Raw genomic sequence first — 11,234 nt, forward strand, 5'->3', positions numbered from 1 at the left:
CAAGCGACAGGCGGATATCCTACTGGAACCCGGCCGCATCGACCGAACCCTTCGGGCAGCCGGCCTTGGTCGTCGGTGCGGAGGCGAGCATCAGACTGCCCAGCGAACTGTCCGGGCCGATCGGGCCGGTCAGGCCGAGCGTCAGCTCGCCGATCAGCCGCCTGCCGCTCGACGGATCGACCAGACAGGAGACACGCACCCGCGCGCCGGCCCCATTGCCGAAGGCGCTATCGAAGGCGCTGCGGATCTGGTCCGAGGTGAGCTGCTTGCCGACATTCTTGGTGAAAAGATCGCGCACCGGCGAGGCATTCACCGCCCGCATCAGGTTCAGCGCCTCGGCAAAATACTCCTGCTGGCTCTTGCCGTAGCAGGTGCCGTGCTTGATCCACTCGTGCCGCTCGAGCTTGGAGGCGGTGCCCGGCATCACCTGGTCGAGCTCGGCGCGCGTGTTGGCATCGAGGTTGACCGGCGGCAGGTCGGCCCAGTGGGCGGGGTTGTCGTTGGCCTTGTCGCTCGCCGGCACCTGGCAATAGAAGTTGCCATTTGGCTGCGGCCACAGCCCGTGCAGCGTGAAATGCGACGCGTCGAAACCGCCTGCCGTCTGCGCCTGGCATTCGGGCTTGCTCGACTTGGTTTCGCAGAAGGCCGGTTGCCAGCTCAGCGCAAAGACATATTCGGGCTTTCCCGAAGCCGCAGGCTTGCCCTGATCGGCGGGCACGGCCGGCTGGGTAGACGCACTACCGCCGGAAACATGGCCACAGCTGATCTTGACCCAGCGGCGTTCCGGATCGGCACCCGGCACACGGATGAGATAATGGGTCGGCGCATCCTTGTTGCCGGCCAGGAGATCGTAGCTTTGCCCGGCAGTCGTCGAGACATTGCCCGGGTTCTTGCCGCTCTTGATCGCCTGCGTTGCCGGACAGGCAGCGTCTGCGACGAAAGAGCCGCTCATCTTGACGTCGGCTCGCGCCATGCCTGCGCTGGCCAGCGCCACCAACACCGCAGCCCATATCGCCGATATCCGCATTCCAGAACTCCTAGCGTTTCATGCCGCAAGCTAGAAACGTACGACATGTCAGAATTACGATTTCTTTCGTCCGCCGCAAAAAACAATCTCCATAAGGTTCGGCTGACGCTTCCCGACCTCCCCTTGACGTCGGTCGCGCCGTCGCCCAACAGTCGCTGAGGGAGCGAGACATGGCATTTGACAGGCAGACGACGCTGGCCTCACCGACCGGGGCCACGCTCAACCTTTATGTGAAGCACGCCAGCGGCACTCCACGCGCCGTCGTCCAGATCAATCATGGCCTGGCGGAGCACGCCGCGCGCTATGCCCGCTTTGCCGACTACCTCGCGCCGCGCGGCTTTCATGTCTACGTCCACGACCACCGCGGTCACGGCGCGACCAAGGCGCCCGATGCGCCGCTCGGCAGGTTTGCCGGCACAGACGGCCCGGCCAAGGTGATCGCCGATGTCGACGCGGTCCACGATCTGATCGCAAAGGAGCAGCCCGGCGTGCCGGTCATCCTGTTCGGCCACTCGATGGGCGCGTCGGTGGCATTGAACTACCTGTTGGCGCACTCGCCGCGCGTTCACGCCGCCGCGATCTGGAACGGTAATTTCTCGCAAGGCCTGCTCGGTCAGCTTGCGCTCGCCATCCTGGCTTATGAGCGCTTCAGGCTCGGCTCCGATGTCCCCTCGCGTATCTTGCCCCGATTGACCTTCCAGGCCTGGGGCAAGGCGGTGCCCAACCACAAGACGCTGTTCGACTGGCTGTCGCGCGACGAGGCGGAAGTGGCCAAATACATCGCCGACCCGCTCTGCGGCTGGGATGCCTCGATCTCGATGTGGCGCGATGTCGTCCAGATGGCGCAGAATGGCGGCAAGGACGCAGGGTTCGCCGGCATAAGGCGCGACCTCCCGGTCAGCATCGTCGGCGGCGAAAAAGATCCGGCTTCCGACTATGGCAAGGGCATCAATCATCTCGCCAAACGCATGCGCGCGATGGGCTTTTCGAATCTGCTTTCAAAGGTTTACGCCGACACCCGTCACGAAAGCCTGAACGAAGTGAACCGCGACATCGTCATGGACGATTTTGCCGCCTGGGCCGATGGTGTGTTGAAACGCTGACATCGCTGGCCCAGCGCAAGGCCCGTGACAGCGGCATCCCGGATTGATAGAGGCTGCGGTTCCGACCCGCTCTGGTGATTTATGGCTGAACCTCCACTGAAAGGCGTCCGCGTCGTCGAACTGGCCCGCATCCTGGCCGGGCCATGGGCCGGGCAGTTGCTGGCCGATCTCGGCGCCGATGTCATCAAGGTCGAAAGCCCCGATGGCGGCGACGACACCCGCAAATGGGGTCCGCCCTTCGTCATGAGCCATGACGGCGAGAACCTGTCGGCCGCCTATTACCATTCCTGCAATCGCGGCAAGCGCTCCATCGCCATCGACTTCTCGACGCCTGAGGGTGCTGAAACGATACGCCGGCTGGTCTCTACCTCGGATGTGCTGATCGAGAACTTCAAGCTCGGCGGCCTGAAGAAGTATGGCCTTGATTACGAGAGCCTGAAGGCAATCAATCCCCGCCTCGTCTATTGCTCGATCACCGGCTTCGGCCAGGATGGGCCTTACGCACCCCGCGCGGGCTACGATTTCATCATCCAGGCCATGGCCGGCATGATGTCGATCACCGGCGAGGCCGGGCGCGAGCCGCAAAAGGCCGGCGTCGCCATTTCCGATATCTTCACTGGCCTCTATTCGGTGATCGCCATCCAGGCAGCGCTTCGCCATGCCGAAAAGACCGGCGAGGGCCAGCACATCGACATGGCGCTGTTCGACACCCAGATCTCGGCGCTCGGCAACCAGAACCTCAACTACCTCGTCTCCGGCAAATCGCCGGTGCAGATGGGCAATGCGCATATGAACATCGCACCCTATGAGGTTGTACCGGTCAGGGACGGCCACATCATCCTCGCGGTCGGCAATGACGGCCAGTTCGGCAGATTCTGCGCCGCTGTCGGGCTCGACCACCTGGCGACCAATCCCGATTTCGCCACCAACCCGGCCCGGGTCGCCAACCGGGTGAAATTGCGCGAGCACATGATCGAAACCCTGAAGAACTGGGATCGAGACCCGCTGCTGGCGAAGCTCGAGGTGGCAAGCGTGCCGGCGAGCCCGATCAACAATATCGGCCAGATGTTCGCCGATCCGCAGACCATTGCGCGCGGCATGCGCCTCGACCTCGACGACGGCCATGGCAACCGTCTGCCCTCGGTGCGCGCGCCGATGGTGATGTCCGGCACGCCGCTGGTCTATGAGCGCCCTTCGCCGCGCCTTGGCGAACACACTGACGAAATCCTTGCCGAACTGGAGAAGTCTGGACGATGAAGACCGGCGGACAATTGATTGTCGACGCACTCGAGGCCAACGGTACCGATCGCATCTTTTGCGTGCCGGGCGAATCCTATCTCGCGGTGCTCGACGCGTTGCATGACTCACCGATCCGCACCATTGTCTGCCGCCAGGAAGGCGGCGCTGCCATGATGGCCGACTGCCAGGGGCGGCTGACCGGCAAGCCCGGCATCTGCTTCGTCACCCGCGGCCCCGGCGCCACCAACGCCTCGGCCGGCGTTCACATTGCCATGCAGGATTCGATCCCCGTGATCCTGTTCATCGGCCAGGTCGCCAGCCACGCCAAGGAGCGCGAGGCTTTCCAGGAAGTCGACTACAAGAGGTTCTTCGGCGACATCGCCAAATGGGTGGTCGAGATCGACGATGCCGCGCGCATCCCGGAATTCGTCACCCGCGCCTTCGCGGTGGCAACCTCAGGCCGCCCCGGTCCTGTCGTGATCTCGCTGCCCGAGGACATGCTGACCAGCCTGGTCGAGGCGCCTGTCGCCTTGCCGCACACGCCTGTCGAAACCCGGCCGGGCGAAGCCGAGCTCGAGGCGCTGGAGAACCTGGTTGGCAAAGCCAAACGTCCCTTCGTCATCCTTGGCGGCACCCGCTGGGACGAGGAAGCGGTGGCACGCATGCGCACCATTGCCGAGGCCTGGTCGCTGCCGGTCGGTTGTTCCTTCCGCCGCCAGATGCTGTTCGATCATCTCCACCCGAACTATGCCGGCGATGTCGGCATTGGCATCAATCCGAAGCTGGCAACGGCGATCAAGCAGGCCGATCTGGTGCTGCTGATCGGCGGCCGCATGGGCGAGATGCCGTCCTCGGACTATACGCTGCTGAAGAGCCCCTACCCCGACCAGACGCTGGTCCATGTCCACGCCGATGCCGGCGAGCTCGGCCGCGTCTACCGGCCGACGCTGGCGATCAACGCTTCGCCCTTGGCTTTCGTCGAAGCTTTTGCCAAGCGCAAGCCGGCTGGCACGCCGTCCTGGGCGGATGAGACAGCGAAAGCACATGCCGCCTATCTCGACTGGTCGACGCCGCCTGAGACCGGGCCCGGCGCCGTCCAGATGGGGCCGATCATGAACTACCTGGAAAAGGTGCTGCCCGACGACGCCATTCTGACCAACGGCGCCGGCAATTACGCCACCTGGGTGCATCGCTTCCACCGCTTCCGCCGCTTTGCCACGCAAGGCGCGCCCACCTCCGGCTCGATGGGCTACGGCACCCCCGCCGCGGTCGCCGCCAAGGCACTTCATCCGGACCGCACCGTGATCGCCTTTGCCGGCGACGGCTGCTTCCTGATGAACGGGCAGGAATTCGCCACCGCCGTCCAGTATGACCTGCCGATCATCGTCATCGTCGTCAACAACGGCATCTACGGCACAATCCGCATGCATCAGGAACGTGACTATCCAGGCCGCGTCGTCGCCACCGACCTGAAGAACCCGGACTTTGCCGCCCTTGCCCGCGCCTATGGCGGCCATGGCGAGACGGTCGAGAAGACGGCCGATTTCGCGCCCGCATTCGAACGCGCGCGCGCCAGCGGCAAACCGGCTATCGTCGAGATCAGGCTTGATCCCGAGGCGATCACGCCGACCCGGACGATGACGCAGATCCGCGACAAGGCCTGACGAAAAAGGGGCGGTCGGCCGCCCCCCTTTTTGTCGGTTTGATTGGGTTATTTCACGGCCTCGATCTGCCCGCGGATCTCGCCATCCTTGTTGGCGGCAGTGTGGACGTTAACGTAATAGTTGCCGGCTGCCAGGTCGGCGGCCTGCGCATCGGTCAGTTCCGCCGAACCCTTGATCGGGCTCTTGAGCTTGCCTTTGAACGGGATCACTGGAGCTGCGTTCGCACCCATCGCCGCCGGACCATGAATGTGCGCCGCCGTCGCCGGGCCGCTGAGGCCGGAATATTTGACGTTCCAGCTGAGCTTCTTCTTGGTGGTGTCGAATGTGAGAGTGGCGGTTCCCTTGCCCTTGGTAGTGACGGGCGGGCTCTGCTGAGCGCCATCGAGCGTCGCCTTGTACTTTACGATTTCGGCCATGGCCGGAGATGCGAACAGCAGGGCTGTCGAAACAGCGAGCGCCGAAAGCACCGGCAAGGATTGGATACGCATGAAGACCTCCGTTGATTGCAGCATCCCTTGCGGCTCCCCCGCGCGCGGATGCATCACCCCAACGGATGAACGACGCGATGTATCCCGGCACACGCAGATGTTACCGGCGGTATGAACAAAGGGGCGGTCATTTGCCGCTTGTCCGGATTTCCGTCATGCCAACACTCAGACGCCGGCCAGCGCCTGCGTCAGGTCGGCGATCAAATCGTCCGGGTGTTCGACGCCGATCGACAGCCTCACCGTGGTCTCCAGCACGCCAATGCGCTGGCGCACGTCGAAGGGAATGCCGGAATGGGTCATCGCCGCCGGGTGGCTGGCCAGCGATTCCGTGCCACCGAGGCTCACCGCCAGCTTGAATATCTGCAGCCGGTTGAGAAAGGCGAAGGCCGCCTTCTCTCCGCCTTTGATATCGAACGAGAAGGTCGAGCCGGCGCCGCTGCACTGCGCCTTGTAGGCGCGGCCCGCGGCCGTATCCTCGTCGAGGAACGGCAGATAATGCACCTTCTCGACCTTGGCATGGTCGCGCAGGAATTCAGCCACCAGGCGCGCATTGTCGTTGGCCCGCTCCATGCGGATCGATAGCGTCTCCAGCGAGCGGCCGAGCATCCAGCAGGAATGCGGGTCGAGCTGCGTGCCGATGGCGCCGCGCAGCGCCTTGATCGGCTTGGTCACGGCTTTACTGCCCATAGCCGCACCCGCGATCAGGTCGGAATGGCCGCCGACATATTTGGTCAGCGAATAGACGGACACATCGGCGCCGTGTTCGATCGGCCGCTGGAACACCGGACCGAGCAGCGTGTTGTCGCAGACGATGATCGGCGTCGACCCTTGCTTGCCACCGATCTCGTCGGCGATCTTCCGGATCAGCGCGATATCGACCAGGCTGTTGGTCGGGTTCGACGGCGTTTCGATCAGGATGACGGAGACGCGGCCCTTGGCCACGGCAGCATCGGCGGCAGTGCGCACCGCCGTCTCGTCGACGCCATCGGCGAAACCGACAGCGCCGATGCCGAAGCCGGACAGCGTGCGCGTCAGCAGCGTCTCGGTGCCGCCGTAAAGCGGCTGCGAGTGCAGGATGACATCGCCCGGACGGGCATAGGCAAGCAGCGTCGTCGCGATCGCCGACATGCCTGATGAAAACAGGATGCAGGCATCCGTTCCCTCATAGACCGCCAGCCGGTCCTCGACGATCTCTGAGTTGGGATGGTTGAAGCGCGAATAAACCAGGCCCGACGCCGTGCCGCTCGGCGGTTCCTTGCGACCGGAGGTGTAGTCGAAGAAGTCGCGCCCCTCTTCCGCCGATTTGAACACGAAGGTCGAGGTCAAAAACACCGGCGGCTTGACGGCGCCCTCCGACAGCTGCGGATCGAAGCCATAGCTCAGCATCAGCGTCTCGGGGTGGAGCTTGTGGTTGCCGATATGGGTTTTCGACGGGCGTGGCGCGGTCATGGCTTTTCCTGGATTTGGAGGAGTCTCGCGCAGCAATTTATGCGATCCCGATCCACCAGTCCTTGCTATTTTCGGCCTCGCATGGCTGCATCCCCGCAACAAACTGCCAGGAGCAAGCAAAATTGCAGCAGAAGATAGCCGACGATTTCGACCTTAAAATCCTGCGCGAATTACAGGCCGACGCGCGCATCACCAACAATGAGCTGGCCGAACGCATAGGCCTGTCGCCATCGCCTTGCCTGCGGCGCGTGCGGCGGCTGGAGGAAGCCGGCATCATCCGGGGCTATACCACGCTGGTCGATCCCGCCGCCTTCGGCTGGAGCATGGTCGCCATCGCCACCGTCAGGCTCAGCCGCCAGAACGAGGACGAGATTGTCATGTTCGAGGAGGCGATCCGGGGCTGGGAAGAGGTGCTGGAATGCCACCTCGTCACCGGTTCGCGCGACTATGTGCTGAAGGTGGTGACCGGCAGCCTCGACCAATACGAGCGCTTCATCAAGGAAAAGATCGCGCGGCTGAAATGCGTCGCCTCGATCGAGACCAGCTTCGTCATGAACACCATAAAGGAACGGCGCCTTTGACAATGCATGTCGCCCAAAAGTGTGCAGCGGTTTTGAGCCAACAACATGCATCAAACAAAGAAAAAGAGCGGTTCTTTCGAACCGCTCTTCGCCGCTCTCAAGATCGAAACGACCTAACCAGGCTTATTTGATCGCCTTGTCGGTGATCGCCGTGGTGTAAGCGCCGGTCGGCGCCTTGGTGATGATCTTCTGGTCGAGCAGCGCCTTGGCGGTGCGCTCGTAGGTCGCCGGATCGAGCTTGCCGTCGGCATTGTCGATCAGCTTGGCGATTTCGCTCATCATCCGCTTCTGGTGGTTCTCGTCCTGGCCGCCATTGTCCATGACGATGCCTGCGGCTTCGTCATTGTTGTCGACAGCGTATTTCCAGCCCTTCATCGAAGCGCGCACGAAACGTACCATCTTGTCCTCGAAGGCCGGATCCTTGAGCTTGTCTTCCGAGGCATAGAGGCCGTCTTCGAGCAGGTCGTTGCCCATCGCCGAGTAGTTGAACACGGTCAGCTGTTCCGGCTTGTAGCCGGCATCGATCAGCTGCCAGTACTCGTTATAGGTCATGACCGAGATGCAATCCGCCTGCTTCTGGATCAGCGGCTGCACGTCAAAACTCTGCTTGAGAACGGTGACACCGTCCGGGCCGCCTTCAGTCTTGAGGCCGAGCTTGTTCATCCAGGCGTAGAACGGATACTCGTTGCCGAAGAACCAGACGCCCAGCGTGTGGCCCTTGAAATCGGCTTCGGTCTTGATCGGGCCGTCCTTCGGGCAGACCAGTTCCATGCCGGCCTTCTTGAACGGCTGGGCGATGTTGACCAGCGGCACGCCCTTTTCGCGCGCGGCCAATGCACCACCCATCCAGTCGACGATGACGTCGGCGCCGCCGCCGGCGATCACCTGCTCGGGCGCGATATCGGGACCGCCCGGCTTGATGTCGACGTCGAGACCTTCGGCCTCATAGAAACCCTTGGCCTTGGCGACATAATAGCCGGCGAACTGGGCCTGCGTGACCCATTTCAGCTGCAAGGTCACCTTGTCGGCGGCCATGGCCTGGAACGCGGCCAGCGACATCGCGCCGGCCAGCAACGGAATGATCAGTCTTTTCATGTTTTTACCCTCTGAAGTTAACACCCAAAACCCACCGCCCTATCCACCACGGACAGAGGGATGCCAAAACGTGACGGCTCTCTCGATAAGAGCGACCACGCCATAAAAGACCGAACCCGCAAGGGCTGCAACTGCGATTTCGGCCCAGACCATGTCGATGTTCATCCGCCCGACCTCGGTCGAGATGCGGAAGCCCATGCCGACGACCGGCGTGCCGAAGAACTCGGCGACGATGGCGCCGATCAGCGCCAGCGTCGAGTTGATCTTCAGCGCGTTGAAAATGAAGGGCGCCGCGGCCGGCAATCGGAGTTTCAGCAGCGTCGGCCAGTAGCCCGAGGCATAGGTGCGCATCAGGTCGCGCTCCATATGGCCGGAGGCGGCAAGCCCGGCGACCGTGTTCACCAGCATCGGGAAGAAGGTCATGATGATGACGACAGCTGCCTTGGACGGCCAGTCGAAGCCGAACCACATGACCATGATCGGTGCTACGCCGATGATCGGCAGCGCCGAGACCATATTGCCGATCGGCAAGAGCCCACGGCGCAGGAACGGCACGCGGTCGGCCGCGATGGCCACCAGGAAGCCGGCGCTGCTGCCGACCACATAACCGAAGATCACCGCCTTGAAGATGGTCTGCCGCACGTCGGCGCCAAGCACCGGCAGGGAACTCGCGATGCGCGCGCCGATGGCGCTCGGCGGCGGTAGCAGAATGAAGGGGATGCCGGCGCCGCGCGTCACCGCTTCCCAGATGATCAGAATCCAGGCACCGAAGATCGCCGGGATGATCAGGCGCAACGCCATCCGCTCTCCTTTTGCCGTCGGTCGAAGCCCTGACAGCACCGCGACGCAGCGCCAGGCCAGCAGCCAGGCAGCGGCAAGCAACAGGAAATACGGCGCCAATGCCGTGCCTTCGAAACCTGTTATGCCCGAGATCAGCATCCAGGCGACGAGGTGGGCGCCGATGAATAGCACCACAGCCTCAGCCAGAGACGAAATCCTGAGCATTGAGATCAGCCCCGCCAGCACGGCCAAGCCGATCATCGGGGTCTTTAGTCCGAAATAGGGGTAGTCGAAGCTGGCAGCCGGGTCCGCGAGTGCAGCCGCTTCCGGCTTAGACATCGCGCCGAGCGCCAGAGCGACAAGGCACAGGAGAATGGCCAGCACCGCTTGCCAGGATGGCTTCAGCCAGTTCATGCCGGCCTCCCACCCATGGCGCGGTCGACGAGGCGCCCGGCTATGCCGACCACCATGACCAGAAGTGCCGCCACCACCGAGCCTGCGACCAGCGCTGACCAGATGTCGATCGACTGGCTGTAATAAGCACCGGCGAGCAGTTTCGCGCCGATACCGGCAACCGCACCGGTCGGCAGTTCGCCGACGATCGCGCCGACCAGGCTTGCCGCCACCGCCACCTTCATCGAGGTGAACAGGAACGGTACCGAGGCCGGCACGCGCAGCTTCCAGAAGGTTTGCGAGGCGCTGGCATTGTAGGTGTGCATCAGGTCAAGATGCATGAGCTCGGGCGAACGCAGCCCCTTCACCATGCCCACCGTCACCGGGAAGAACGACAGATAGGTCGAAATCATTGCCTTCGGGATGAGACCGGTGACGCCAATCGCCGCCAGAACGACGATGATCATCGGCGCCACCGCCAGGATCGGAATCGTCTGCGAGGCAATGATCCACGGCATCAGGCTGCGGTCGAGCGTCGCCACGTGGACAATGCCGACCGCAATGATGATGCCGAGCGCCGTGCCGAAGGCAAAGCCGAGAAGCGTCGACGACAGCGTCACCCAGGCGTTGTAGACGAGGCTGCGGGTCGAGGTGATGGGCCGCAAAAACGTGTTCTCGAAGAAATTCACCGCCACCTGATGCGGCGCCGGTAGCGTCGGCTTGGGCTGCGACAGCGTCTTGCCGATGAATTCGACGGTGCCGGAGGTTTCGTTGGCACGCCGGTCGAGGTCGCGCTGGAACGGCGCGTTGAGGACGACGGCGAAGATGTACCAGAGGACGACCACACCCAGGAGGATCGAGGTTACGGGGATGAGCTTGTCGCGGAAGGTGTCCATCTAGCGAGCCTCGCCAGCGTGGCGCCCTCCTCTCCCCAACGGGGAGAGGGTGGCCGGAGCGAAGCGGAGGCCGGGTGAGGGGGTAGAAATCTTTCCGTCAAGGCAAGCCAAGATCGTATCAAGAACGGCTCGGCGCTCTGCCGGAACCTCGTGGTTCCAGAAGCGCAGAACCGAATAACCTTGGCCGTTCAGCCAGGCTGTCCTGGCGGGATCTGTCAGCGAATCCGCGTGTTGGCTGCCATCGAGTTCGACAATCAGCCCCTGCTCGCGGCAAACGAAATCGGCGATGAAAGGACCGAGCGGCACTTGCCGTACAAATTTATAGCCGTTGAGATGACGTCCTCTTAGTTCCCCCCAAAGTCGGTACTCAGCTTCGGTCTCGTCCGCCCGCAGCTTTCGGGCGCGCTCGGTTGCCCCGACATTTCTCTTGGTCGGATCCGTCGGCGCCGCCCCCTCACCCGACCTCCGCTTCGCTCCGGCCACCCTCTCCCCGTTGGGGAGAGGAGGAGCCTTATCCCC

The 11,234-nt window shown here is 63.2% G+C and carries 11 protein-coding genes; 4 read left to right on the top strand and 7 right to left on the bottom strand.

The features are described from left to right. Nucleotides 1-19: 19 nt before the first annotated feature. Nucleotides 20-1,027, bottom strand: coding sequence for a ribonuclease T2 family protein (locus AC04SG_RS09765; RefSeq protein ID WP_488550849.1), 1,008 nt, complete (start codon nucleotides 1,025-1,027; stop codon nucleotides 20-22). Between the two features lie 170 nt (nucleotides 1,028-1,197). Here AC04SG_RS09765 and AC04SG_RS09770 point away from each other — a divergent pair, with 170 nt between their 5' ends. The 3 genes from AC04SG_RS09770 (at nucleotide 1,198) to AC04SG_RS09780 (ending at nucleotide 5,033) form a co-directional block, all read left to right on the top strand. Further along, complete coding sequence (locus AC04SG_RS09770; protein ID WP_488550850.1) at nucleotides 1,198-2,130, top strand: alpha/beta fold hydrolase; 933 nt, start codon at nucleotides 1,198-1,200, stop codon at nucleotides 2,128-2,130. Between the two features lie 81 nt (nucleotides 2,131-2,211). Further along, nucleotides 2,212-3,387, top strand: coding sequence for a CaiB/BaiF CoA transferase family protein (locus tag AC04SG_RS09775; RefSeq protein WP_488550851.1), 1,176 nt, complete (start codon nucleotides 2,212-2,214; stop codon nucleotides 3,385-3,387). Then, nucleotides 3,384-5,033 carry a thiamine pyrophosphate-binding protein gene (locus AC04SG_RS09780; RefSeq protein ID WP_488550852.1) on the top strand — a complete coding sequence of 550 codons (1,650 nt, stop codon included), beginning with the start codon at nucleotides 3,384-3,386 and terminating at the stop codon, nucleotides 5,031-5,033. The genes AC04SG_RS09775 and AC04SG_RS09780 overlap by 4 nt, the downstream gene beginning before the upstream one ends. Nucleotides 5,034-5,080: 47 nt before the next feature. Here the strand turns inward: AC04SG_RS09780 and AC04SG_RS09785 are convergent, their stop codons facing one another. Beyond that, the gene (locus AC04SG_RS09785) at nucleotides 5,081-5,521 is read right to left on the bottom strand and encodes a CHRD domain-containing protein (RefSeq protein ID WP_192258493.1); all 441 of its coding nucleotides are present in this window, start codon (nucleotides 5,519-5,521) and stop codon (nucleotides 5,081-5,083) included. A 165-nt stretch (nucleotides 5,522-5,686) separates the two neighbouring features. Beyond that, on the bottom strand, nucleotides 5,687-6,970 hold the full coding sequence (locus AC04SG_RS09790; RefSeq protein ID WP_488550853.1) for a cystathionine gamma-synthase family protein: 1,284 nt from the start codon (nucleotides 6,968-6,970) through the stop codon (nucleotides 5,687-5,689). A gap of 122 nt (nucleotides 6,971-7,092) precedes the next feature. Between AC04SG_RS09790 and AC04SG_RS09795 the strand changes: the two genes are divergently transcribed. Next, the gene (locus tag AC04SG_RS09795) at nucleotides 7,093-7,551 is read left to right on the top strand and encodes an Lrp/AsnC family transcriptional regulator (RefSeq protein ID WP_192258495.1); all 459 of its coding nucleotides are present in this window, start codon (nucleotides 7,093-7,095) and stop codon (nucleotides 7,549-7,551) included. Nucleotides 7,552-7,674: 123 nt separating this feature from the next. On the opposite strand, the gene AC04SG_RS09800 is transcribed toward AC04SG_RS09795, so the two are convergent. The 4 genes from AC04SG_RS09800 to AC04SG_RS09815 form a co-directional block, all read right to left on the bottom strand. After that, nucleotides 7,675-8,646 (bottom strand): ABC transporter substrate-binding protein, encoded by a 972-nt coding sequence (locus tag AC04SG_RS09800; protein ID WP_203278721.1) that lies wholly within the window; start codon nucleotides 8,644-8,646, stop codon nucleotides 7,675-7,677. Nucleotides 8,647-8,685: 39 nt separating this feature from the next. Next, on the bottom strand, nucleotides 8,686-9,840 hold the full coding sequence (locus AC04SG_RS09805; protein ID WP_488550854.1) for an ABC transporter permease: 1,155 nt from the start codon (nucleotides 9,838-9,840) through the stop codon (nucleotides 8,686-8,688). Further along, entirely contained in the window at nucleotides 9,837-10,715 is an 879-nt protein-coding gene (locus tag AC04SG_RS09810; RefSeq protein WP_488550855.1) for an ABC transporter permease, read from the bottom strand. Before AC04SG_RS09810 ends, AC04SG_RS09805 begins: the two co-directional genes overlap by 4 nt. After that, on the bottom strand, nucleotides 10,716-11,234 hold a 519-nt coding region (locus tag AC04SG_RS09815; RefSeq protein WP_488550856.1), incomplete at its 5' end, for an endonuclease domain-containing protein. It lies immediately after the preceding gene.

The organism is Mesorhizobium sp. CNPSo 4684 (genome assembly GCF_057784315.1).

Excerpts from the sequence above, each read along its gene's own strand:
- AC04SG_RS09805 (WP_488550854.1), bottom strand. The coding sequence starts at position 9,840 with ATGAACTGGCTGAAGCCATCCTGGCAAGCGGTGCTGGCCATTCTCCTG.
- AC04SG_RS09785 (WP_192258493.1), bottom strand. The coding sequence starts at position 5,521 with ATGCGTATCCAATCCTTGCCGGTGCTTTCGGCGCTCGCTGTTTCGACA.
- AC04SG_RS09800 (WP_203278721.1), bottom strand. The coding sequence starts at position 8,646 with ATGAAAAGACTGATCATTCCGTTGCTGGCCGGCGCGATGTCGCTGGCC.
- AC04SG_RS09790 (WP_488550853.1), bottom strand. The coding sequence starts at position 6,970 with ATGACCGCGCCACGCCCGTCGAAAACCCATATCGGCAACCACAAGCTC.
- AC04SG_RS09780 (WP_488550852.1), top strand. The coding sequence starts at position 3,384 with ATGAAGACCGGCGGACAATTGATTGTCGACGCACTCGAGGCCAACGGT.
- AC04SG_RS09775 (WP_488550851.1), top strand. The coding sequence starts at position 2,212 with ATGGCTGAACCTCCACTGAAAGGCGTCCGCGTCGTCGAACTGGCCCGC.
- AC04SG_RS09765 (WP_488550849.1), bottom strand. The coding sequence starts at position 1,027 with ATGCGGATATCGGCGATATGGGCTGCGGTGTTGGTGGCGCTGGCCAGC.
- AC04SG_RS09770 (WP_488550850.1), top strand. The coding sequence starts at position 1,198 with ATGGCATTTGACAGGCAGACGACGCTGGCCTCACCGACCGGGGCCACG.
- AC04SG_RS09810 (WP_488550855.1), bottom strand. The coding sequence starts at position 10,715 with ATGGACACCTTCCGCGACAAGCTCATCCCCGTAACCTCGATCCTCCTG.